This window comes from Vibrio sp. J2-3(2022) (assembly GCF_021725735.1).
Classification (GTDB): domain Bacteria; phylum Pseudomonadota; class Gammaproteobacteria; order Enterobacterales; family Vibrionaceae; genus Vibrio; species Vibrio diabolicus.
Window position 1 is genome coordinate 24,964 of sequence record NZ_JAKKCK010000001.1, and the last position, 23,792, is coordinate 48,755.

At 45.2% G+C, this 23,792-nt stretch carries 17 protein-coding genes; 4 read left to right on the forward strand and 13 right to left on the reverse strand.

All coding sequences use genetic code 11. The features are described 5' to 3' along the window. Positions 1–171 precede the first annotated feature (171 nt). The 4 genes from L3V27_RS00150 to speA all read right to left on the reverse strand — a co-directional run bounded on the left by L3V27_RS00150 (position 172) and on the right by speA (position 7,097). Entirely contained in the window at positions 172–2,337 is a 2,166-nt protein-coding gene (locus tag L3V27_RS00150) for a S9 family peptidase (RefSeq protein WP_237310665.1), read from the reverse strand. Positions 2,338–2,647: 310 nt separating this feature from the next. After that, on the reverse strand, positions 2,648–3,853 hold the full coding sequence (gene emrD, locus L3V27_RS00155) for a multidrug efflux MFS transporter EmrD (protein WP_237310666.1): 1,206 nt from the start codon (positions 3,851–3,853) through the stop codon (positions 2,648–2,650). Between the two features lie 411 nt (positions 3,854–4,264). Continuing rightward, entirely contained in the window at positions 4,265–5,185 is a 921-nt protein-coding gene (speB, locus tag L3V27_RS00160) for an agmatinase (RefSeq protein ID WP_005393578.1), read from the reverse strand. A 1-nt stretch (position 5,186) separates the two neighbouring features. Then, entirely contained in the window at positions 5,187–7,097 is a 1,911-nt protein-coding gene (speA, locus tag L3V27_RS00165) for an arginine decarboxylase (protein ID WP_161444533.1), read from the reverse strand. A gap of 323 nt (positions 7,098–7,420) precedes the next feature. On the opposite strand from speA, the gene L3V27_RS00170 reads away from it, so the two are divergent. Then, positions 7,421–8,146, forward strand: coding sequence for an MBL fold metallo-hydrolase (locus L3V27_RS00170; RefSeq protein ID WP_048625145.1), 726 nt, complete (start codon positions 7,421–7,423; stop codon positions 8,144–8,146). Positions 8,147–8,212: 66 nt separating this feature from the next. On the opposite strand, the gene L3V27_RS00175 is transcribed toward L3V27_RS00170, so the two are convergent. From L3V27_RS00175 to L3V27_RS00190, 4 genes are all read right to left on the reverse strand, one after another. Next, positions 8,213–8,641, reverse strand: coding sequence for a RimK/LysX family protein (locus L3V27_RS00175; RefSeq protein WP_005393584.1), 429 nt, complete (start codon positions 8,639–8,641; stop codon positions 8,213–8,215). Positions 8,642–8,703: 62 nt separating this feature from the next. Next, complete coding sequence (gene rimK, locus L3V27_RS00180; protein ID WP_005393586.1) at positions 8,704–9,609, reverse strand: 30S ribosomal protein S6--L-glutamate ligase; 906 nt, start codon at positions 9,607–9,609, stop codon at positions 8,704–8,706. A gap of 299 nt (positions 9,610–9,908) precedes the next feature. Continuing rightward, positions 9,909–10,817: a LysR family transcriptional regulator gene (locus tag L3V27_RS00185; protein ID WP_237310667.1), complete on the reverse strand. Its 909-nt coding sequence runs from the start codon at positions 10,815–10,817 to the stop codon at positions 9,909–9,911. Positions 10,818–11,346: 529 nt separating this feature from the next. Then, positions 11,347–11,592 carry a hypothetical protein gene (locus L3V27_RS00190; RefSeq protein WP_046873894.1) on the reverse strand — a complete coding sequence of 82 codons (246 nt, stop codon included), beginning with the start codon at positions 11,590–11,592 and terminating at the stop codon, positions 11,347–11,349. A gap of 167 nt (positions 11,593–11,759) precedes the next feature. Here L3V27_RS00190 and L3V27_RS00195 point away from each other — a divergent pair, with 167 nt between their 5' ends. Beyond that, positions 11,760–12,626, forward strand: coding sequence for an AraC family transcriptional regulator (locus L3V27_RS00195; protein WP_006741243.1), 867 nt, complete (start codon positions 11,760–11,762; stop codon positions 12,624–12,626). A 632-nt stretch (positions 12,627–13,258) separates the two neighbouring features. Here the strand turns inward: L3V27_RS00195 and L3V27_RS00200 are convergent. Further along, positions 13,259–13,597, reverse strand: a complete 339-nt coding sequence (locus tag L3V27_RS00200) for a 50S ribosome-binding protein YggL (protein WP_005393599.1) — start codon at positions 13,595–13,597, stop codon at positions 13,259–13,261. Between the two features lie 266 nt (positions 13,598–13,863). Here L3V27_RS00200 and L3V27_RS00205 point away from each other — a divergent pair, with 266 nt between their 5' ends. Next, positions 13,864–15,900 carry a PhoX family phosphatase gene (locus L3V27_RS00205; RefSeq protein WP_237310668.1) on the forward strand — a complete coding sequence of 679 codons (2,037 nt, stop codon included), beginning with the start codon at positions 13,864–13,866 and terminating at the stop codon, positions 15,898–15,900. A 99-nt stretch (positions 15,901–15,999) separates the two neighbouring features. Here L3V27_RS00205 and ascB read toward each other — a convergent pair whose 3' ends face one another. From ascB to L3V27_RS00220, 3 genes are all read right to left on the reverse strand, one after another. Next, positions 16,000–17,391, reverse strand: coding sequence for a 6-phospho-beta-glucosidase (gene ascB, locus L3V27_RS00210; RefSeq protein WP_237310669.1), 1,392 nt, complete (start codon positions 17,389–17,391; stop codon positions 16,000–16,002). A gap of 191 nt (positions 17,392–17,582) precedes the next feature. Continuing rightward, positions 17,583–18,710, reverse strand: coding sequence for a conjugal transfer protein TraF (locus tag L3V27_RS00215; protein ID WP_006741246.1), 1,128 nt, complete (start codon positions 18,708–18,710; stop codon positions 17,583–17,585). 213 nt (positions 18,711–18,923) lie between these two features. Next, the gene (locus L3V27_RS00220; protein WP_237310671.1) at positions 18,924–20,996 is read right to left on the reverse strand and encodes an ATP-binding protein; all 2,073 of its coding nucleotides are present in this window, start codon (positions 20,994–20,996) and stop codon (positions 18,924–18,926) included. 169 nt (positions 20,997–21,165) lie between these two features. Between L3V27_RS00220 and L3V27_RS00225 the strand changes: the two genes are divergently transcribed. Then, the gene (locus L3V27_RS00225; RefSeq protein WP_005393614.1) at positions 21,166–22,515 is read left to right on the forward strand and encodes a sigma-54 dependent transcriptional regulator; all 1,350 of its coding nucleotides are present in this window, start codon (positions 21,166–21,168) and stop codon (positions 22,513–22,515) included. 45 nt (positions 22,516–22,560) lie between these two features. On the opposite strand, the gene L3V27_RS00230 is transcribed toward L3V27_RS00225, so the two are convergent. Further along, on the reverse strand, positions 22,561–23,769 hold the full coding sequence (locus L3V27_RS00230; protein WP_237310674.1) for a diguanylate cyclase: 1,209 nt from the start codon (positions 23,767–23,769) through the stop codon (positions 22,561–22,563). Between the last annotated feature and the right edge of the window lie 23 nt (positions 23,770–23,792).

The following is a 23,792-nucleotide window of genomic DNA, read 5'->3' on the forward strand; positions in this document are numbered from 1 at the left end:
ACGCCTACTCGTTGTGAGTAGGCGTTTTTCTTTCTGCTTTCCGTTGGCTATAAGAGACACTGGTAATGATGTCTTAGGTACCCCAACTCTCTGTTTAGAGAGCGCGTCTATAAAAAATGCCCGCAAGTTGCGGGCATTTTTGTTGTTAGAGATGCAGTTCTATTAATACGCTTATTTTTTATCGAGTAAATCGAGGAAGAACGCGTACTCTAACGCATCTTCTTTCAAGCGCTTAAATCGACCAGATGCGCCGCCGTGTCCGGCTTCCATATCGGTTTTGAACAACAAAACGTTATCGTCAGTCTTCATTTCACGAAGTTTGGCGACCCACTTCATTGGTTCAAAGTACTGTACTTGAGAGTCGTGCAAGCCAGTCGTTACCAACATGTTTGGGTAGTTTTGCGCCTTGATGTTGTCGTAAGGCGAGTAACTCAACATATAGTCATAGTATGTTTTGTTATTTGGGTTACCCCATTCATCATATTCATTGGTGGTCAATGGAATTGATTCATCGAGCATGGTGGTTACCACGTCCACAAACGGAACATGTGCACCGATACCGCGATACAATTCTGGTGCTTGGTTGATGACTGCCCCCATTAAGAGACCACCTGCAGAGCCACCAACAGCGAAGACTTTATCTTTCGCGCCGTAGCCTTGTTCAACCAAACCTTTAGTTACATCAATAAAGTCGTTGAATGTGTTTTGCTTGGTGAGTTTTTTACCATCCTCATACCAAGGACGGCCAAGCATTTCAGAACCGCGAATGTGAGCGATGGCGTAAACAAAGCCGCGGTCTAATAGACTCAAACGTGTCGAGCGGAAAGTTGGCTCAATGGTTGCACCATAAGATCCATAACCATATTGGTAGAGTGGATTCGTACCATCCTTCTTAAATAAGTCTTTACGATACACCAAAGAAACGGGTACTTCTTTACCGTCACGGGCTGTAATCAAAATGCGTTCTGATTGGTAATTGTCAGGATTAAAATCACCAAGTACAGGTGTTTGCTTCATGATTTCTGACTCGCCCGTTTTTAGATCGAAATCGTAGTAGGTTCCTGGAGTGGTTAAACTGCTGTAATAAATACGAACTTTCTCGTTATCCAGCTCTAGGTTACCTGTCAAATAGGCTGCAAACGCATCGTCATTAAATGTGAGGGGGAATTCTTTTCCTGTTGAGAGCTGACGTACAGTGACGCTTGCTAGGCCGTTAGAGCGCTGCTCATAGACGAGGTGATCATCGAATAGCTCGAAGTCGACAAGTTGAGTGTTGTCGTCTGCGGCAATCACGTCTTGCCACTTAGAGCGATCGTGCATCTCTTCTTGCTTAACTTTCATCAAACGGAAGTTCACGGCTTGATAGTTGGTATAAATGTAATACCAATCGCCTAGCTTAGAAATGCTGTATTCAATGCCATTTTCACGAGGATAAAAAGGCTTCGCCTTTGCTTTAGGGTTGTTCGCATCGATGATGGAGACGCCGCTGGTTTCTGTACTGGAATGCCAGATATAAATATCTTCGCCATCTTTGCTTTTGCTTAGTGAGGTGTAATAGGCGCTGTCGGTTTCTTCAAAAATCAACTCATCACTGCTTTGTGGCGTGCCTAAAACATGACGATACACTTGGTAGCCCAGCAAGGTCTGTGGATCTTTTTTGATGTAGTAAAAGGCGTTGTTATCGTTCTGCCATGCAATCGCGCTTGAGGCGCCTTCGATTTCATCTTGTAGGTAATTGCCTGTTTTCAGGTCTTTGATCTTAAGAGTGTAAACGCGGCGGCTTAATGTATCTTCGCCATACGCTAGTAAGTTTTCATTCGGACTAACGTACAAGCCGCCAATACTGAAGAACTCATGTTCTTTTGCAAGTTCATTGACATCTAAAATGACTTGCTTGTCTTTGCCTGCAAAGTCTTTAGCTCGAAGGTGAACTTCGTATTCGTTATCTCCGGTCACTTCACTTGAGTAGAAGTAGTTGCCTTTACGCACAGGAACGGAGTTGTCGTCTTTTGCTATGCGACCTTTAATTTCTTCAAATAGCTCATTTTGAAGAGCTTCAGTGTGCTTGAGAACGGTTTCCGCATACTGATTTTCTTGCTCTAGGTGCTGCAAAATTTCCGGATCTTTACGTTCGTCGTCACGCATCCAGTAGTAGTTATCAACGCGAGTATCACCATGAATAGTCATCGCGTGAGGGACTTTTTTCGCAACCGGAGCTTGAGTTTGTTGAGCAACGATCTGTGATTGGGAGTATTGAGTCATGCTGGGAGTTCCTTGATTGCTGCATCCGGCGACAAGCGCGACCGAGACGGCCAACGTAGTTAAAGTGAAACGCATCTGTTTTTGTCCTTATTATACACCCAAGTGGCCTCATCCTGAGGGCTGGGCTTTCATTTCGTTAGTGGTTTTCAGTTGTCCATTCTTTGTTATGGGGTGTGCCGAAAAAGTGAGAATTCTCAATATTTCCGAGTTGGCTACTCAATTTGAAGGGAGCTGAAAACACATTGTGTAAGCAGCTGTTATTTTTAACAAATATCAATTCGAAAGTTAAATCATTCTCATCGGTAAATCGATATAGTGTGATATGAAAAAGGGACACACTAGTTTAGTGTGTCCCTTTTGGATTTTGAACGTTAGTCGATAATGATCAGATGACTTGCGGCACTTCGTTTGAGTGGTTGTGCGCTCGATTTACCCACATGAGCCCAAGCATTGCAATTACCGACATTGCCATCATCAAAACACCTAGTGGCATCTGGTTATGCGCTGGAAATAGTGATGCAAGCAAGGTCGCAATACCTGCTCCCAAGTTTTGCATGCCACCCAATGTCGCGCCTGCTGTTCCTGCATGGTATGGGAATGGCGCAATTGCTCCGGTTGTTGCGGCTGGGAATAGGATACCCGCACCCAAAAAGTACACGGTTGCGCCACCAACCAGCGTTAACGCCGTGGTTAAACCAAACAAGCCAGGGATGAGCACAATAGCTGAACCAACAAAAATCGATACCAAGCCCACATTTAAAGCACGACGCTCAGAGCGACGCTGCGCGATGTAGCTAGATAAGCCGGCACCCACCAAGTAACCCGGGATCGGTAAGATAAACAGCAAACTTACCGTTGTTGCTGGTAATGCCAATACACCACCTAGCAATACCCCAGCTGCTGCCTCGAACACACCTACGCCAGCAAACGTCGCAACTAGGCAGATCAAAAAGCCTTGGAAGCGGCGGTCAGACAAAACGTGTTTGTAGCTTTTGGCTACTGGTTCGAACTTGCGTTTCTCTTTTGGTAGCGTCTCCATCATGCTGGTCATCATGGTAATCACCACTGCAATGCCAAACAGCGCTAAGAATAGGTAGCTAGAGCGCCAGCCAAACGCTTCGGTTAAGTAGCCGCCAAGTACGGGAGCCAACAATGGTGAGAAAATCACACACATGCTGATTAAGCTATTTGCTCTGTGTAGCTCAGAACCTTCAAAGCAGTCGCGAGTCAGAGTACGTGACATCGCACCACCGCAGCCAATACCTAAACCTTGGATGAAACTACCAATCAAGAACCATTCAAATTGGTGTGCAAAGAGCTCCACCAATGTACCTACGATGTAGATAAGTAGGCCTGCTATGATGATTGGCTTGCGACCTAAGCGGTCCGATAACGTACCGTACACGAATTGCGATAAGCCATATGGAATCAGGTAACAAGCCATCACAGCTTGAAGTGATGACGCAGACACCAAAAACTCACCCGCCATATGACCGATTGAAGGCACGTACATTGTTTGGGTCATTTGACCCACGGCAGTCAATATTGCGATTAAAAAGGTAAGTTTCGCTAATGGAAACGAAGCAGACATTTGCGTATCTCTCCAAAAAATTTAAGACGTAAAAACCCTTAGCGCTCTAATGCAGAGTGCCAACAGACTTTTGGTGTTACGGGGCTATTTGCGCGAGATATTAGTCTTTGCGTGTACAATTAGCAATCGAAAAGTGTGAAGTTGAGCAAGATAAAAATCTATAATATGGATTAGAAAAACTAATCTTAATTTGCGTTCGGAAACAGGCTGCTTTTCTTTGTTGAATTACGTTAAATCTCTTAATTGTTGTGAATGTAAGTCCACTTATAGGTCATTGGTTTTTATGGTTAAAACCGAGGGGAGAAGAATTGTTTTGGTTAGCCAGAGCAAGACATGGTTCGAACGAAGAAAAGACTAGAGAAGGCACCATGAATAAAAAGGGAGCCGAAGCTCCCTTAGAAATGATTATGTTTATTCGCGACCAGATGCGTATGCGTAAAGCATTTCTAGTGCGATGGTTGCTCCCGCTAATGCGGTAACATCACTGTGGTCGTACGGAGGCGATACTTCTACAACATCCATACCCACAATATTCATACCGGCTAAGCCACGAATAATTTTCAGCGCTTTGTCTGAGTTCAAGCCACCACAAACGGGTGTACCTGTTCCCGGTGCGAAGGCTGGGTCCAAGCAGTCGATGTCAAAAGTAACGTACACTGGCTTATCTGCGACGGTACGACGAATCTCTTCTAAGATCTCGTTCACCGACATGTCATTCGCTTGCATCGCATTAATCACATTAAAGCCGTGATCCTGCTGTTTGTATTCAGTACGAATACCGATTTGTACGGAGTTCTTCGCAGAGATCAAACCTTCTTTCGGCGCGTGGTAGAACATTGTACCGTGGTCGTATGAACTGCCATTTGCGTAGGTATCCGTATGAGCATCAAAGTGAATCAGAGCCATTTGACCATGATGCTTCGCGTAGGCACGCAGGATAGGCAGTGTGATGAAGTGGTCACCGCCCAATCCCAACATGGTTTTACCGCTTTTTAGAATTTCACTGGTTGCCGCCTCTAGACGGTAAGTGAAATCTTCCGCATCACCGCAATCGAACACGAGGTCACCCGCGTCGATCACTTTCAGCTTATCCAATACGTTGAAGTCCCACGGGAACTTCTTACCTTCCCATGCCAAGTTGACTGAGGCACGGCGAATCGCATCTGGCCCCATGCGTGCGCCTGGACGACCAGATGTAGCCATGTCCAGAGGAACCCCTAGCACCACAACGTCTGCGTCTGCCGATACCGGATTACGAATGTACGGTAGACGTAAAAACGACATAGAGTTGGAGTAAAGCGAATAATCGGTTTTAGTAAACAAATCATTCATATCAGAAGTCCTCTAAATAGGTGTATCCCGCTAGACCTTGTTCTAGTTCTGCTAGGATTTGTGCTTGTTCATTGGCTTCAACTCTTTGGGAAACCAATTGTTTGTAATTGTCACGAATCGCATCCACGTCGATATGAACGTAGCGCATCATGTCTTCTACACTATCACCTTCATTGATGTAACTGATCTCAAATTGACCGTGTTCATCAACATTGACTACTGCACTGTGGGTGTCACCAAATAGGTTGTGCATGTCACCAAGGATTTCTTGGTATGCGCCTACTAGGAAAAAGCCCATTAGGTATGGTTTGTCTTTGCTCCAAGCTGGTACAGGTAGCGTGCTCTCGATGCCTTGACCATCAACGTAGTGATCGATCGCGCCATCAGAGTCACAGGTGATGTCCAACATTACCGCACGACGCTCTTCCGCATCGCCAAGGCCAGAAAGTGGTAGAACAGGGAACACCTGATCAATACCCCAAGCATCTGGTAGAGATTGGAAGAGAGAGAAGTTCACGAAGAACTTATCTGCAAGACGTTCGCTCAACTCGTCCAGAATCGGACGGTGGAAGCGATTTTTAGTGCTCATCTTGCGGCTTAGTTCGAAGTAAATGCGCAGTGACAGTTGTTCTGCCCACGCACGTTGCTCCAAGTTAAGCACGCCAGTTGCGAATTGAGAGTGTACCTCTGCCAAATCACTTTGGGTATCGTTGTAGATCTCAATTAACGCACGAGCGTCTGTACCATCTTGTAAGTTTTCCCAGTTTCGCCACATGTTTTGTAGTAAAAGTGGAGCATCTGCGCCAAGTTCATGCACTTCTTCCGGTTGGTATGTTTCTGTACCAATTACGTTAGAAATCAACACAGCGTGGTGCGCTGTCAGTGAACGACCGGATTCAGATATGATCACTGGCATCGGTTGTTCGTATTGCTGACACACGTCGCCCACTGTGTTGACGATATTACGTGCGTACTCTGCAAGGCCGTAGTTCATTGAGTTCGATGATTGGCTGCGTGTGCCGTCGTAGTCGACTGCCAAACCGCCGCCCACATCGAAGTATTCGATGTTTGCACCCAGTGCGCGCAGTTCGCAGTAGAAACGTGCGGACTCATTCACACCATTACGTACGTCACGGATGTTTGCCATCTGTGAGCCAAGGTGGAAGTGAACCAATTGCATCGCATCTAGGCTGCCTTCGCGTTTCAGACGTTCAATAACGCTAAGCACTTGCGATGCAGACAAACCAAATTTCGATTTTTCACCGCCACTTGCTTGCCATTTCCCCGCACCTTGAGAGGCGAGGCGAATACGCAAACCAAGGCGCGGTTTTACGCCCAAGCTTTTCGCTTCTTCTAGCACCAGATCCAGCTCAGAAAGCTTCTCTAGTACGATGAATACTTTGTGGCCCAGCTTTTCACCGATCAGTGCAAGACGCACATACTCACGGTCTTTGTAGCCGTTACACACGATCACGGAGCTGCCTTGTTGAGCCAATGCAAGTACTGCCAACAATTCTGGCTTGCTACCCGCTTCAAGACCAAGCTGTTTGGTTTCTAGTTGAGCTTGGCTCGCTAGAATTTCATCCACCACTTCACGTTGTTGGTTTACTTTAATTGGGTACACCAACAGGTATTTGTTTGGATATTGGTATTCTTCAATTGCTTGGTTGAAAGCGTGGCAAATTCCATGCACACGTTGGTGCACGATTTGCGGGAAGCGCACTAATACAGGCAGATTTAACTGCTTCGCTTCTAGCTCATTTACAATGGCACTGAAAGGGATTTGATGTGCACGATCACTACGAGGTGATACGTAAACCTCGCCTTGGTCATCAATACCGTAGAAACCTTGGCTCCAGTAGTGAACGTTGTAGTCCGCGCGGATGCGGTCTAATTTAGTTGCTTTTTCCAACTCGATTCTCACAAAAATGTACTTAAGTCCTTAATTAATTAGAAGGAAAAGTACAAAAAAGCAAATCATGAGGCATTAACCTCATACCCTGACACGAACTCCGTGTGCGCGCATTAACGGATAAAAGTGCCGCTGAGTCTAATGATTAAAATCTATCATCTCGATTATGATTTCTTGTCGTGCGCTGATGTGAACATTTGTTTACCAGTGCGTCCATTCAGCTGTTATAGTTGGTCTGACCTGCATGGAAGCGGTCATGAAAAATCTTACTCAAATAAGGACATATTTTGCAGCTGCACAGAATTCAGGGATACATTCAGACCATGTATCTCGCCGAATATCCCGATAAATTAATGTTGCTTGATGGTGCAAGTCGAGCAGACATTCCTCACCTTAAAGATTTTATTGAACATCAACTCCATCGTCCTTTTTCTGACCTAAAGTTGGTCGTTGTAACTCACATGCATCCAGACCACGCTGGTGGCGCGCACAAACTGCGTGATTTAACTGGATGTAAGCTATTGGCCGCAAAGCGAGAGAGCCAATGGTATAGCGGTGTAGACGGTTGGCTAATGCATTTGACCGATTTGATGTTAGCGCGCTGGATGGCAAACCGGATGCGTAAACCAAAGCAAAACCTGTGGTATTCGCGCAAGTTAAAGCCAGATATCGAACTCATCGATGGTGAGTGTATTCCGGGGTTTGATGATTGGCAGGTGCTAGAAACGCAGGGACATACCGATAGAGATTTGTCGGTTTATCATTCTGAACAAGATGTATTGTATGTGGCGGATTTGATGGTGCAGGTTAAGAAACACCTGATTGCGCCGTTTCCCATATTTCATCCAAACCAATATCGCCAATCATTAAAGCGTGTGTTTGAGATGGATCCGCAATGTTTGCTTTTGGCGCATGGGGGAGAGGTGACTTTTGATGAGAAAGCGTATCAGCACATTCTGCATACTGCGCCGACTAAGCCGATGACCCATTGGCGCGTCACAAAGGTTAAAGCGAAGGGATTGTTGTTTGCGCTATTTCGTAGGAAGTAGGCGAAGATAAAGCCAGACGAGTGATGCTCAACAAAAACGTTCGATCACTCATCTGAAGCTACGGGGTTAAGATGCCAATAAATGAGATTGGCTAGGGTCTACCAGCACTTTGTCTGCCATGCCCTGACGACCTAACAGCATCATGTAAGTCATTTTTTCACGGTTGGTCAACGTAATGTCGATTGGCCATTGTTTGTCACCCATGCGCAGCATGGTGGTGATAACGCAGCGATGTTCAAAGGTACCGTTTGAAGATTTCACTTTACGGTTTGCCTTTAGCTTCGCTGTGCAGCGAACCACTTGTTCTAAATGATAAACATCCGGGTGCAGATCGAATGCAACGTAAGACTGACCATCTTTTTCAAAGCAATCAATGTTATCTACATGCAATGAAGATGTTTGTGCGCCCGTATCAATGCGCGCTTCAAGGTGAGTAATCCCTAACTCAGGTAAGCAAATAGCTTCGGCGTTCCCAATGATCATTTTCTGATTCATAGTGTCATCCTAGCGATGAGTAATACGAGAGCCTACTAAGCAGGCTCTCACTCAAACAATTATCAACCTTTACCACGAGTACGGTTTGCGTGTGGTTTTGCGTTTTTCTCGATAAAGTCGAAAATCATACCAGCAACGTCTTTTTCTGTAGCGAGCTCGATACCTTCAAGACCTGGTGAAGAATTCACTTCCATTACCACTGGGCCGTTTTTAGATTGAAGGATATCTACACCGCATAGGTTTAACCCCATGACTTTTGCCGCGTTAATCGCAGTAGCGCGTTCTTCTTTGCTTAGTCGCACTAACTGTGCAGAGCCGCCGCGATGTAAGTTAGAGCGGAACTCGCCTTCTTTCGCTTGGCGCTTCATCGCTGCAATCACTTTATTACCGACAACAAAGCAACGTATGTCAGCGCCTTTAGCTTCTTCGATGAACTCTTGCACCATGATGTTTGCTTTCAACCCCATGAATGCTTCGATCACGCTTTCCGCTGCTTTGTTGGTTTCAGCAAGCACAACACCGATGCCTTGAGTACCTTCTAGTAATTTAATCACTAGAGGTGCGCCACCAACATTTTTGATCACGTCCTGAATGTTGTCAGGGTGGTGAGCAAAGCCAGTGCGCGGCAAACCGATGCCTTTACGCGATAACAGTTGCAACGAGCGTAATTTGTCACGAGAGCGGCTGATCGCGACCGATTCGTTGACACAAAATGTGCCCATCATTTCAAACTGACGTACAACCGCGGTACCGTAGAATGTGATGGATGCACCGATGCGAGGAATCACAGCGTCGTATTGTGGCAATTCTTCACCCTTATAGCGGATCTTAGGGTTGTTGCTCGTAATGTCCATATAACAGTGCAGAGTATCGATGACGTCTACTTGATGTCCACGTTCTTCACCTGCCTGTTTTAGGCGCATGGTTGAATATAAATTCTCATTACGAGAGAGAATAGCAATACGCATGGCAATTCCTTAGTAAGTCAGTACCAAATTAAAAATATAAGTATAGAGTATAGAATGCAGCAGGTATGTGATATTTAGGTGATATTACCTACTGACTTCAACGATTTAGATGTGTGGTTGGACAACCACTTCGTTAGAGGTGCGCACCTTAGGTTTTTTTCTCGCGAGAAGAAAACGAAAAAAACTCGTCGTTACGACAAAAATAATTTGTTGAATCATCGGGCATTATCAGCGTCGTAAGCCGGAAGTTGTCTGTGGATTTTTTTAAGCAAACGGATTACGACGATTAAAACGCTAGGCTATTCTGGAGTTTGTTTTGAGTTTGTGATGACGTCCAATAACACATCTTTAATTGTTTGATAGCGCAGTGGCAGAACACGACTGCGTTTGCGAACTAAAAATAACTCTTCACACACGGTGTTTTTCAGTTGTGCGATGTGCAAGGTATCTTTTTGTGGGAAGTTGTCGACAGCACTTTGAGGCAGCACGGTGAAGCCGAGCCCTTTACTCACAGGTAGTAAAATTTGGCTTAATTGATTCACGTAGCCGGATAATGGTAAATCGCTCATCTTAATTTCTTGGAGCTCTTGTTCCGCGCATTGGTCAAAAAACAGCGTCATGTAGTGCTTGGCATCAGGATGGGCAATGACACCACAGTCGTGCAAGAGTTGTGGTGTTATCTGCCTTTCGCGGTATTGATTAGGTAGGACTAAGCACAACTGCTCCTTACCAATTCTTTCACTGTGAAATAAACCTTTGTGAGGAACATCAGTTACGATTCCAATATCAATGCTTCCTTCCGTTATTGCATTGAGAATCGAGTGATTGGGTGCGGCTTCTAAATGCAGCGATAAGCCTGGGTGCTGTTTTTGCTTTTCTAAAAGAGGGCCATACAGCATCAATGCCATTGCGCCAGAACAGGCCAGTTTACAGTGACCTGAAAATGCATCATCAAAACTGAGTTCTTCGAGCAACGCTTTCTCTCTTTCTTCTAACTCCAGCGCGTAGGCGTAAACAATCCGACCTTGCTCTGTTAATTCGAAGCTTTTGTTTTCACGTTTGATCAGCGCATGCTGACAACTTTGCTCTAACTTTTTGATGTGTTGGCTGACACCAGGTTGGGTCATAAAAAGTTTTTCTGCCGTTTGTGTGAAATGACCGACTTCAATCAATGTCTTAAATGTATGTAACCAAACAGGATTAAGCATAATGTGAGATTTGCTGTGAGCTTGCTGAAAGACGTAGAGAAAATGATAGCACGGCACGAAATAAATCGACGCAAGAGAATCGGGTGCCTTGTGAATAATAAATAGCAGACAAAATAAAACCCCGCCTGGTTTCCCAGACGGGGTTTATTCTCTTTCGCAGCAATCCGGCTACTATAGGTGCTCCCTGCATCTATCCTTGATTGTGGCTAAGTCCTTTAACCGAGTTCCTTGTTCATCGCCTTCCTAGCGGTGTCCATTCTTGCCTATCATCCTGACGGGCGAACTCTATCCTAGAGCTTAACTACATCCTTGCTGATAACTCATCCTAAGCTACCAAATCTTCATCCTGAAGATACCTAGTCCATTAGGCTTTTTTCCTGTTCCCGCCAACATCCTGTCGACACAATCAGTATTGATGTTTTGCTGATTACTCTCAATTAGCTAGGTAAAAAAACTTTGGCAGCGAATATTGTTTGAAATAGTATAAGTTATAATTTTCAATGCTTTATATTGATTTTTCGATTTTGTCTCAGTCAATGATGGTCGTTTTGCTTACATTGCTTGTAAGAGATGTCGCACAAGATGTCGAGCAAATGTCCGAATTGGCGTCGTTTTCATCCTGTTTAAGAATTTGCTCAAGATCACAACTCGATTTGTAGCCATAAAATTTGGCGATAGTGTCAGGTGGAATTTCCATTTCTTTGATGGCGAATGTTGCCCATTCATCACGTGTTTTGTGCAGGACTTGGCGTAGCTTGACAGTGAAGTGACTCATGAAAGTCTCCTTAGTTATCTTGTCTTTCAAGGCAACAATAAGGAGCGTGACGACACAAAGTTGATAGTATGCCGCTTAATATCAATACTATTTCGGCGTGATGAAAATTAAGCTGGCAATACTGATATTATTTGAGCGTGAAACAATACTATTTTGTGGAGTAGCCAATGGCACACATCGAAAAAGTACCGCAAAGACCAGGTTTTTCTTGGCGCTATCGTCGCATTGATGAACCAGAAAAAGAGTACGATCTCCATTTTCACGATGATGTGTTTGAATTAGTCATCCATCGTCACTTCACTGGCAGTTTGCATATTGGTCATCACGAATTAGAAGTGACTCACAACCAAATGCTATTGATCGCTCCAGGTGTGCCTCACTCTATTCATTCCACATTGGTCGAGAGCAAGTGCGAGACTCATGTGATCTGGTTTAAGCGTGAGTGGATTGCCAATTTGATGTTCTATTGCGCAGAGCTTAGAAAGCTTGATCCGCTTTTAAAGGCGGCCAACAAAGGTGTGGTTTTTTCTGAGCGGACAGCTCAGCACGTTGTGGATCTTCTACATGAGCTCATGACGTTTCCTGCAATGGAGCAACTCTCGAGATTTCTCCATGTTTTGTCTCTGATTGCTCACGATGAAGGGGCGAAAACACTGATGACTCACTCTTACTTATCGATGAGTGAACACGAATTACAGGAAAGAGAACGAGTGGCAAGTGTCAACGCGTATCTCGAACAGCACTTTGCTAGCAAAGTGACGCTCGCGAACTTGGCGAACCATTTATCACTGAGTGACAGTGCGGTCACAAGATTGTTTCAAAAGCACTTTAAAGAGCCGTTTAGCCAACGCCTAATGAAATTGCGGATCAATCATGCCGCAGATTTGCTGCAATCAACGCCTTTGCCGATTGGAATTGTGTTTGAGAGAGTAGGGTATCGAAACCAAGCCCTGTTTAATCGTCACTTCAAAACGTATAAAGGGCTTACGCCACGCGAGTACCGTCAGCAATATCAGCAGCGAATCCAGCCTTAATTGGGTCGCACACAACTGCGATCACGAACGCGAAAAGAGTTACTCGGCTGAAAGTGATGGGCAATTGATATCTTACTTGCAAAATTTTTCAGGAATCATTATTAAGATTCAGTGACAGATAATATAGGGAACTTGATTGCCATTTTTCTGTCATATCTGGTGAGTAAGTTAACCGTGTCAGAGAGATAATACGCCGTTTACTAGCCAAAGATGACTGCAAGAAATCGGTAATTATCATTATGTTGTGAAATTGGTCACGGTTAAATAATTGGTTCCCTTATAGATTGAAGGGGATTCGACCTTAGACAATAAGCTCCATAAGGAGCGTTACTTATATAAGATGAGGGATTTTACTATGAAAAAGACTAGAAGAGCTCAGCTACATCGTGTGCGTATTCAATACTGGAAAGACACGAAAGACGCACCAGCTAAAAAATCATAGTTAATGATACCTAAAGGCACGAGCTGGCAGTGGAACGCCGTTTCCCGCTGATTGCCAGCTCAAAAAACGCCACAATCACATTCACTCCGCACAACCTCCCAGCACTCTACTTTTACTATCACACACTTCCAAAAGTAAAAAAGCCAGTCCGGAGACCAGCTTTTTATTATTGTCAGTATGACTCTGTTACTTACAGGTAGTTTGCGTCAACCAAGTCGCCAGCTTTTGCGCTTTTCACTTCTGGACGTGCTTCTAACCATGCAATAACTTGTGCTTTTTGCTCTTCAGTAGCACTGCCGTAACGGTCAGTGGAGCATAGGAAGCCTTCAAACAGTTCTAGACCACCGCCGCCGAAGCAAAGGCCAAGCCCATCAATATAGTCGATAAAGTCATCAACGAATGCATCGTAACGGTCGAAGTCGTTGATGTCTGTTTCACAGCTGATCTCGAAACCCAGGATTGCGAACTCACCTAAGAACAGCTTTTTACGGATACGACGGCTCTTGTTATCGATCTTGTCTAATTTCATGATTATCTCTCGTAGATGATTTGAATTCGTACACCTTATACCTTCTATCACACTTTAGCCCAAGTAAAATCAGAGTGAAGCGATACAGTTGGTGATTATGTGACCAAAACTTAATTGCTCAATTGGTAACGCTGCTGAGTTTGCTGCACTGCTGAAACACAAGTTTCATATGTTTTAAGCACTTTTGTCATTTTTCTTCTCCAAACTTCTTGCCGTTCAACTAATCACTTATTTATTAATTAAACTATAAGATCGGGAAAGTAAAAATGAGCAAGGAAACCTTTGACGCGACGCGTTATAACCAAAGTGAAAACAAACCATTTGAAGAAGTATTAGAAGCGAGCCTATCTCGACGCAGCATTCTAAAAGGTGGTTTAGGTATCAGTGCGATGACAGCGTTTGGTGCTTTCGGATTGGTTGGTTGTAATTCGTCTGACTCAGGAAGTACAGTAAGCAGTGGCTCGGGAGTATCTAAAGCCGTTCTTAACTTTGAATCTATCCCTGGCTCACTCACTGACGCCGTTTCAATTCCACAAGGCTACACCGCACAAGTATTGGTACCTTGGGGAACACCACTTAATGCACAAGGCAGCGCGTGGAAAAATGATGGCAGCAATACCAGCTCAGACCAACTTAACGCGTTGGGCATGCACCATGATGGCATGCACTTTTTCCCATTAAATGACAGTACGACCGACGGTCTGCTTTGCATCAACCACGAGTACATTGATACATCAGCACTGCATCCAAACGGTCCGACGGTTGAAAATGGCGTACGTACCATTGTAGATGAAGTGCGTAAAGAGATTAACGCGCACGGTGTATCAGTGGTTCGTATTCAGCTTGAAGACAACATGTGGAAGCTAGTCGATACCGATCCACTAAACCGCCGTTACACTGGTGCGACAGCAATGGACTTATCTGGCCCGGTCGCGCACACGTCACTAACCGTCACTCGTTTCTCGCCAGATGGCAGCCAAGCGCGTGGTACGTTAAACAACTGTGGCAACGGCTATACGCCGTGGGGCACGTACTTAACGTGTGAAGAGAACTGGCCAGGTTACTTTGTTAACGCCGGGACTCGTACAGAAGAACAAGATCGCATTGGTGTTGATGACCAAAGCACACGCTACTTGTGGGAAACACTTTCAGGAAATGCAGAAGAGCGTCTCGATGAGTTCTCTCGCTTTAACGTGGCTCCAACAGGAGCAAGTGCAATGGATGATTACCGTAATGAAGCCAATGGTCACGGTTACATCGTCGAAATTGACCCTTACACGCAAAACTCGCGTGCGAAAAAGCGTACTGCACTAGGTCGTTTCCGTCACGAAGGCTGTACGTTTGGTAAGCTTGAAGAAGGCAAACCAGTGGTATTCTACTCTGGTCACGACTCTCGCTTTGAGTACCTATACAAATTTGAATCTGCGGCATCGTGGGATCCAGCAGATGCAAACTCGGAAAACCGCCTAGCGACAGGCGATAAGTACATGGACGAAGGCACACTTTATGTTGCGCGTTTCAATGAAGACAGTACAGGTACTTGGTTGCCGTTGACGCTTGATAGCGTAACAAAATCTGGTGGTACGTTAGCGGAGCACTTTAACTCATTGGCTGAAATTATCATTAATACGGCAGGCGCGGCTGACCTCGTTGGGGCAACCCCAATGGATCGCCCAGAGTGGTGTACGGTTGATCCATTCACAGGTTCGGTTTACTTAACATTGACGAACAATACGCGCCGTACAGATGAAACCAATCCTGCGAACCCACGTTTGAATAATAAGTTTGGTCACGTTATTCGTTGGGATGAAGGGGCTTCAGCTACAGACTTTACTTGGGATATCTTTGTCTTTGGTTCGCCAGCAAATGGTGATGCAGATACCAACCGTTCTGGCCTGAATGAGCTAAACCAGTTTGCTAGCCCTGACGGATTAGCGTTTGATGGCCGTGGTATTTTGTGGATTCAGACCGATAACGGCGCAGATGAAGTTACGTCTTACACTAATGATCAAATGTTGGCCGTTGTGCCATCTAAGCTAACAGATGAGAATGGTGACCAAGCAGTGATTGGTGCGGATAACCAAGCAGAGCTTAAACGTTTCTTTGTCGGACCAAATGGTTGTGAAGTGACAGGCTTTACTATCAGCCCTGATTACAAATCATTGTTTGTGAATATTCAGCACCCAGGCAACTGGCCATACAGTGAAGATGCCGCCGAAGAAACGCCTGCTGGTGTTTCTGTGCGTCCACGAGCTGCGACGGTTGTCATTCGACGTGAAGACGGTGGAGAGATTGCAGTTTAATCTCTAAATGCATTAACACCTTAAAATTCAAGCCCTGCAAATGCAGGGCTTGATTGTTTAGGCGAATGCCCAGTCGCACTTTATATCCAGACAACAGGCTTAGCTTTTCAATGAACCGCCTGAAGTACGAATCACGTCTTGATACCAGTAGAAGCTCTTCTTGCGTTTACGCTCTAGCGTTCCTTGCCCATCATCATGACGATCGACATAAATATAACCGTAACGCTTGCTCATTTCGGCTGTTGAGTTAGCCACCAAGTCGATTGGCCCCCAGCTGGTGAAGCCCATCAACTCAACGCCATCAAGAATCGCTTCGTGTGCTTGAACCAAATGATCATTAAGGTATGAAATTCGATAATCGTCTTGGATTTCCCCGTTTTCATCGAATTCATCGCGAGCGCCTAAGCCATTCTCGACGATAAATAGCGGCTTTTGGTAACGATCGTGAAGGAAGTTAAGCAAAACGCGCAGGCCTTTTGGATCGATCAACCAGCCCCATTGGCTCTTTTCAAGGTATGGGTTTGGTACGCTATCGACGATGTTACCCACTTCTTTCTGTTTCGGATCGGCACTCGCACAGCCACTTGCGTAGTAGCTGAAGGAAATAAAATCGACACTGGCCGATGCAATTTCTTCTAAGTCGCCAGCTTCCATTTGTATTTCAATGCCGTTTTCACGGAAGTAACGTTTCATGTAGCCTGGGTACTGACCACGAGTCTGCACATCACCGAAGAACAACCACTTATTGTTTTCATGCATAGCAGCAAGCACATCATCAGGGTTGCAGGTGTATGGGTAGTTGATTGCGCCAAGCAGCATGTTACCAATCTTGCCGTTTGGTACGATTTGCTGACACAGTTTTACCGCTTTCGCGTTTGCTACAAGCTGGTGGTGAATCGCTTGATAAATGTCTTGTTCACAGGCGTCTTCTTGCAAGCCCACTCCCGTAAATGGCGCATGAAGTGACATGTTGATTTCGTTAAAGGTAAGCCACAGCTTCACTTTGTCTTTGTAGCGTTCCAGCACGGTGCGAGCGTAACGCTCGAAAAACTCGATCACTCGACGATCGCTCCAACCACCATAATTCTCAACCAGTGCGTAAGGCATTTCGTAGTGAGATAAGGTCACGAAAGGCTGGATATCGTGCTTCGCTAGCTCATCAAAAATTTTGTCGTAAAACGCCAGTCCTTCTTCGTTTGGCTCCAGTTCATCACCATTAGGAAAAATACGACTCCAAGCGATGGACAAGCGCAGGCAGGTGAATCCCATCTCTTTAAACAGGGCAATATCTTCTGGATAGCGATTGTAGAAATCGATCGCAAGATCTTTGATACCAGGCGTTCGTTCTTCACGCGTTTGATGCGGGCTTAGAATGCCGTTTGGCAACATATCTGATGTTGATAAACCTTTCCCCCCAAGGTTGTATGCCCCCTCTACCTGGTTGGCCGCAATGGCACCACCCCAAAGGAAATTATCTGGAAACTTAATCATGTTTCTCACTCTTTATATTTAGGAAATGTTTGTGGATTTATTGCTTGAGAATAGTGTAGGAGACATCTCGATACTTGTAGCGAGATCGTGTTTTTATCAGTTCATCACCAAACGTCAGTAATGATAAACATTGAGATATAGGATGGTTGTTAACAATGCCAACCTAAGTGAATTTAGGTTGGCATTCGTATTCAAAACGTAAATGCTAAATTCGCCGCCGCGCCAAACTGGTTATCGCCAGCGTAAGACCCAGCGAGGTCTACACTGATCACATCAAAAGGACTGATGCCAATGCCACCTGTCACCGAGTTATCGAGATTATTTTCTAGGTCAACTTCATAACCAGCGCGGAGTTGCGCCCATCCCCAAGCATTCCCCTCGATACCAACGCGAATAAACTGGGTGTCATCGTCGAGCTCTTTAAAGCGCTTTTGTTTGGTGAGATCGGCGTCTAGGCTCAGAGCGACATAATCCCCGACATAGCCGATACCAAGGGTCGCTTGTGGCGTGAGTTCGTAGGTATAGTTGCCTAGTTTTGTTTCTATATCTTGCTCGAAGACGTCTTTTAACGAGAGACCAGCTCTAAATGCGTTGTGATACCAAGCGACCCCAAGGTCCATATTGAACGTGTTCTTTGATACTTCACTTTTGTCGTAATCCTCGATATCAAAGTCATCTAGTGTTGTACGCTGCGTATAGGTTTTAAGTTGTTGGTATTTGGGCGTAATACCAAATGCGAATTGCTGCCCACCTATCGTGTATGCGCGAGCTAAGGCAACGCCATATTCCGCACTACCGAAAGCCGCTAGGTCGACGGCAGAATTGAGGTATCGATCTGCGGTGTTTGTTGAATCTGAGATATCGGGTGCCGCAAGTATCTCCACATAACCAGCGCTAAAAAGGTTTACCGACATGTAGCGTGTCGGAATCGCAATCGCGAGGCTCAGACCTCCGTTAATGACGACTGGAGCACTCTTATCTAATTGATCGAGTAGTCGATTAAGTTCGGCTTCGTTCGCAGGTGTGGGAATGCCCTGAATACTATCGTAAAGGTCTTGAACATCATCAACGGCTGATAAAGCTTCATCCTCATCGTGAATATTGACGCCGAGAGCAGGAATGAGTAGGCCGATATCGTCATTTTCTCGATAGAGAGCGCCTAGGGCTGGGTTGTGTAGAGGAGCGGTTAAATAGTCAGCGGAAACGACGCCTGTATTTCCCATTCCGTGACTTCGAGCGTCTGCTGCGTAAGGTGCTGCAAAAGCGTGAGGTGATAAAATAAAAAGCGCCCCTGTTGCTGCTAAAGTTAGTTTTCTCATAACGCATCCATTCTTACTTTAAATAATTACTTATCAATAAATTAGATGGTGGGAGCTAAAACTTGGTGTCAACCACCAAAAATTGTGCTGATGAATAGCATGTGGCGATTCATCAAGTTAAGCGTAGGTTAGGCAACTCGCTTTATAAAGTTGATTAAGATTTATTGCTCTTTAATTGTGTGGAGAAAAGCTGGAGAGGTGGATGGCGTTGGATTAGCTACGATGAGGAGCGAGCTCAAACATTAAGGTGAAGGACATGCCTTTATCAGCGTTGAGCTGCGCACTGATTTTCCCTTGCATATCTCGCATATTGTTGGCGGTGATGGAAAGTCCTAACCCCAGTCCTTCACCAATTTTTTTACTGGTTTGGAAAGGCTCGAACATGGTATCGAGTTGGTCTGAAGGTACCCCACACCCATTATCACTTACCACGACCTCAACATTATCGGTAGTGGGTGTAACGGCAATCATTAACTGTGGATCTTGGGTTTCCTTCATCGCATCTAATGCGTTGGAAATTAGGTTGCCGAGCACTTGTTGTAGGCGTTGCTCTTCGCCAATGATATTGGGTAAGTCGTTGGGAATGCGTACCCGAACGTCTACCTTCGCGAGTTGAGATTGATAGACGCGTAGCGTCTCTTCTAAAGCGTTTGTCAGCGATATCTCGTGCAGTGTTTCTGGTTTATTGTAGGCAAACGTTTTTAGCTGACTGGTCATGCTTGCCATGCGGTCAATCAACTTTTGAATCAACTTGTTATTGGCTTTCATCATGTCTGTTTGTCCACGTTCTGCTAGCAACTCGTTGGTGGTTAAAAGGGTACGCAGGCCAGTCAATGGTTGGTTTAACTCGTGGGTAATCGCGCTCGACATTCTGCCCAATGCTGCCATTTTGCTTGATTCAATCAATTGCTCTTGGGCTTGTTTTAAAGCTTGAGTTCGCTCTTCCACCCTTTGAGCGAGCTCTTGGTTAATCAGCTGCAGCGATTGTTCCGCTTTTTTACGTTTGCTAATGTCGATTATGGTAGCAAGGAAATACTGCTCACCGTGCCATGGGAAGCTAGTGAGTGAAAAGAGTACAGGAAATACGCTGCCATCACTGCGTCTCGCCATGGTTTCTACAGCGCTAATCTCTGCCAGTTCCTTATGCTTTGGCAGATCTCTAAGCAAAGTGAGTGTGGTCGAATTTGAATTACCTGCATCAAATAACTCCCAAGCGAAGGTATGACGATTCACACTTTCAGGAAGACAAAAAAGGCGTTTTGCCATTGGGTTGAGGTCGAACAATAGACCTTGTTCGTCAATCAACAACAAACCAACATGTGTTTTATTGATCATCTGTTTAAGTCGGCGTTGCGATTCTTCTAGTAAGGCTTGAATACGCTGCTGATTGAGATGTTTTTGTCGACGCTGTAAACCAATGATGACCAACAGGATAAGGAGCAGGAGGAGCGCTGCGATGCTCCATCCAATGACACTAATAGTTTGCTGAACAGGTTTGGTCGGAATAAGGTAACTGACAAACCAGTTTAAGTCGTCCAGCTTTACTGTGTGTGCAAAGTAGCGCTGCTGATTGAGAGTCCAGAAATGAATCACCGTATTGTCATACAGCGTTTGAGTTTCGACTTTGGCTTGGTTATTCGGTTCATTAAACCAGTCGGCGTTATAGTTTGTACTGCTGGAGAGGAAGAAGCGTTGATGGCGATTTTGTAGCGTGATGATGTCTTGGCTGGTGATGGTCTGCTCCGTTAGCAAACTCAGGTTGATTTGAACAACAACGATGCCCGCTATCTCCAAACCATCAAAAATTGGTGCAGAGAGGTAGTAAAGGGGACTAGAACCTTTTGTTTTATTCACCAGTGAGACGCCTTCTCCCTGACGTTGTATTTGTTCGACAATCGCACGGCGGTCAGAGCGGCTGAACCGTTCATCGATCAGACTCGATACCAACACTTCTCCCGAGGTTGAAAGTATCAACCAGCCCTCTGTATTCGCGGCTTTATCGAGCTGTGTCAGTTGTGCTTGAAGTGGCTCGTAGTAGTTTAAATTACCTTTCACAAACGAAATTGTTTCTGGGTTATTCGTGACGAGATAGGGAAGGTGATAGAAACGTTTTAATGCTCGGCGGACTTCACCAATGTAGTCGAGGAGTTTCTGTTGTGCTTCTTGTTGAGTTTGGACGCTCAGCCATTGATGGGCCACCTCTCGGCTAGCACCGTAGAAAAAGATCACCAGCGCACTGATCAATACGGCGGTTAGCCACATTTTCCCATTCTTAGTGCGCTGCATACGAGCTCCGTTTGGCTGAACATAGTTATCGTAGTTGGTAGTGAAAGAGTGCGCTTAACTGATTGGATGTTAAAGAATTGTGATTAAGAAGTGGGATCTAGCTCCTTTTCTATAGCATGGTTTTTGCTAACTTTAGCAAAGACTTCTATCACCGATCAGGCAGTAACTCATGACTTTTGACGACATTCCGCGTATCGCCCTAATTGAAGATGATGACATCGTTCGTCAAGCAACAAGCCAATGGCTGCAATTGGCGGGGTTTGACGTCATAGCTTTTAGCTCGGGGGAGGAAGGTAAAACCGCCATTCTGAACCAAGAGTTTGATGCGATAGTTAGTGATGTTCGTTTGCCAGATACTGATGGAATTTCGATTTTAGAGAGCCTTATTGCGAATCACATTCCAACACCAATGATACTAATTACTGGTCATGGTGATGTGGATATGGCGGTGAATGCGCTACAAAACGGCGCGTTTGATTTTATTGAAAAACCTTTCCAGCCGGAGCGTTTGTCTCAACGCGTCACAGATGCGGTCGAGAGCCACCGCGCGCAAACATCGACGCTTCACCGCCAAGAGTATCTAGCCAGCGTGAGTGGTTTAGAAGAGGTGCTCATTGGTCAAAGTCGAGTGATGCAGCAATTACGCGAGCAAGTTGCGAAACTGGCGAAAATCGATACTAACGTGATCATCTACGGTGAAACGGGGTGTGGTAAAGAGCTGGTGGCGACCAGTTTGCACAATGAAAGCCAACGCAGAACCCATCATTTTGTGCCAATCAACTGTGGCGCCATTCCTGAGAACCTGTTTGAAAGTGAGCTGTTTGGGCATGAAGCTGGGGCATTTACCGGAGCGGGTAAAAAGCGCATTGGCAAATTGGAATACGCGGATAAAGGCACCTTATTCTTTGATGAAATCGAGAGTATGCCGCTGTCCATGCAGGTGAAAGTGCTGCGTTCATTACAGGAACATACAGTTGAGCGCGTTGGAGGCAATCAACAGATCTCGGTTGATTTGAGAGTGATCGCCGCCGCGAAAGAAGATCTCAATGATCATGATGAGTTTCGTCAAGATTTGTATTATCGACTCAATGTGGCGCAGATCTATTTGCCACCATTACGTGAGCGAGAAGAAGATTCACTGATTTTGTTTGAGCACTTCACCTTGCAAACTAACCCTGAAACCCGACCATTGAGTGATGCCGACAGAAACGCAGTGCTTTCCTACGCTTGGCCTGGGAATGTTCGAGAGCTGCGAAACGTGGCTATGCGTTTTGCTTTGGATGAAACGGTATCTGTGATGGAAATTCTCTCTAGCCGTCCTTCGTCAACCACGGAGGAGACGCAAGTGGGTGTTCCTCTGGTTATTCAATTACACAATTTTGAGCGCAAGGTGCTGCATGATTCATTGGTCAGGCATCACGGACGCATTAACGAGGTGATGCAGGAGTTGGATTTACCTCGTCGAACTTTGAATCAAAAGATGCAAAAGTTTGGTTTAAATCGCTCTGATTATACTTAACGCAATTTTTAAGCTGATTTACCGCTATGGGCGTCACAAATATGATTAAGCGCTCTTTGAGGGAGTTGGGACAAACTTATAAGTTAGGCCTTTCTCTTCTCCAAACAAGGTGACTTGGTTTCTGCCCGTATGTTTAGAGCTATACAGCGCTTCGTCTGCTTCAGCAACGACCTCGTGAAGCGATTGTCCCTCAGATAACTCACTGATTCCAAAGCTCATGGTGATCTCATTCTCGAATGACTGCAATGAGGCTTCAGTTTCCACCGCCAGGCGAATTTGCTCGGCAACAATTTTGGCGCGTTGTGCTTTTTCAAGTAAAACAATCATGAACTCATCACCACCAAATCGTACTGTGCAAGCTGACTCTGGGAGGTGTTTCTTAAAGATAGCGGCAATCGTAGCCATGACGGAATCGCCTACCGTATGGCCGTAGTGATCATTAATCGCTTTGAACTCGTCCATGTCGGTCATGATGATGCTTATTGATTGCTTCCGTTTGTGCGCTTGATTAACAAGGTTTGGAACAATTTCTTCCATCGCGCGACGATTATGAAGCCCTGTGAGGGCGTCTAAATGTGAGAGATCATTGATTGACTGTATCAAGCGGCCATTAATTAGCCACAACATGCTAAAGCTCATAGCGACAATCAGACAGATGCTAAGTAAAAACGTCATCTGGTGGATAAAACCTGCGGTCATAAAATTTGGCACTTCATTGGCGAAAGCGCTCCAAAGTGCTCTGAAGCCCATAAAAATACTGAAGCAAAAGAAGGAGCACGCCATCACTATGGTTGGGAGTTTTTGGTCTTGCTTGGTGCCTTTCAGCATGGCGATCCCACTAAAAAACGTAACGATGCAGATATAAACACTTAAGTAAATGATACGGCTTTTAATTGAATGGTCATGGAAAGTGAAATAATAAAACGAACCGCTGAAAATGGGCGTTAAAAAAGCGAGTGAGTGGGCCAGTTTTAGAGGGAATTGACGAAAAATGCTCACGCTGTAAAGCGTAAGCAAGAAGCCGATTAATATGAGCGTATTCGCTATGACGATGGTAAGCCAATCTGGTGCGGAGCCTCTAAATCCCAGTAAAAAAGGCCCAAAGCCAATAAATAATAGCGAGAGAGAAAAAGTCTTTAAGCCTTTGATTTTTTTCTGTGTGTATTGGTAACAAAGTAGACTGATTGAGTAAATGCAAGAGAACAGAATAACGATAAAGTTGAGCGTTCTGATGTCTAAATACTGATTGTCCATAAGCGCTCCACATCAATCCATAG

Bases quoted from the DNA above. Each gene is read 5' to 3' on its own strand.
- L3V27_RS00150 (WP_237310665.1), bottom strand. From the start codon at position 2,337: ATGCGTTTCACTTTAACTACGTTGGCCGTCTCGGTCGCGCTTGTCGCC.
- emrD (WP_237310666.1), bottom strand. From the start codon at position 3,853: ATGTCTGCTTCGTTTCCATTAGCGAAACTTACCTTTTTAATCGCAATA.
- speB (WP_005393578.1), bottom strand. From the start codon at position 5,185: ATGAATGATTTGTTTACTAAAACCGATTATTCGCTTTACTCCAACTCT.
- L3V27_RS00170 (WP_048625145.1), top strand. From the start codon at position 7,421: ATGTATCTCGCCGAATATCCCGATAAATTAATGTTGCTTGATGGTGCA.
- L3V27_RS00175 (WP_005393584.1), bottom strand. From the start codon at position 8,641: ATGAATCAGAAAATGATCATTGGGAACGCCGAAGCTATTTGCTTACCT.
- rimK (WP_005393586.1), bottom strand. From the start codon at position 9,609: ATGCGTATTGCTATTCTCTCTCGTAATGAGAATTTATATTCAACCATG.
- L3V27_RS00185 (WP_237310667.1), bottom strand. From the start codon at position 10,817: ATGCTTAATCCTGTTTGGTTACATACATTTAAGACATTGATTGAAGTC.
- L3V27_RS00190 (WP_046873894.1), bottom strand. From the start codon at position 11,592: ATGAGTCACTTCACTGTCAAGCTACGCCAAGTCCTGCACAAAACACGT.
- L3V27_RS00195 (WP_006741243.1), top strand. From the start codon at position 11,760: ATGGCACACATCGAAAAAGTACCGCAAAGACCAGGTTTTTCTTGGCGC.
- L3V27_RS00200 (WP_005393599.1), bottom strand. From the start codon at position 13,597: ATGAAATTAGACAAGATCGATAACAAGAGCCGTCGTATCCGTAAAAAG.
- L3V27_RS00205 (WP_237310668.1), top strand. From the start codon at position 13,864: ATGAGCAAGGAAACCTTTGACGCGACGCGTTATAACCAAAGTGAAAAC.
- ascB (WP_237310669.1), bottom strand. From the start codon at position 17,391: ATGATTAAGTTTCCAGATAATTTCCTTTGGGGTGGTGCCATTGCGGCC.
- L3V27_RS00215 (WP_006741246.1), bottom strand. From the start codon at position 18,710: ATGAGAAAACTAACTTTAGCAGCAACAGGGGCGCTTTTTATTTTATCA.
- L3V27_RS00220 (WP_237310671.1), bottom strand. From the start codon at position 20,996: ATGCAGCGCACTAAGAATGGGAAAATGTGGCTAACCGCCGTATTGATC.
- L3V27_RS00225 (WP_005393614.1), top strand. From the start codon at position 21,166: ATGACTTTTGACGACATTCCGCGTATCGCCCTAATTGAAGATGATGAC.
- L3V27_RS00230 (WP_237310674.1), bottom strand. From the start codon at position 23,769: ATGGACAATCAGTATTTAGACATCAGAACGCTCAACTTTATCGTTATT.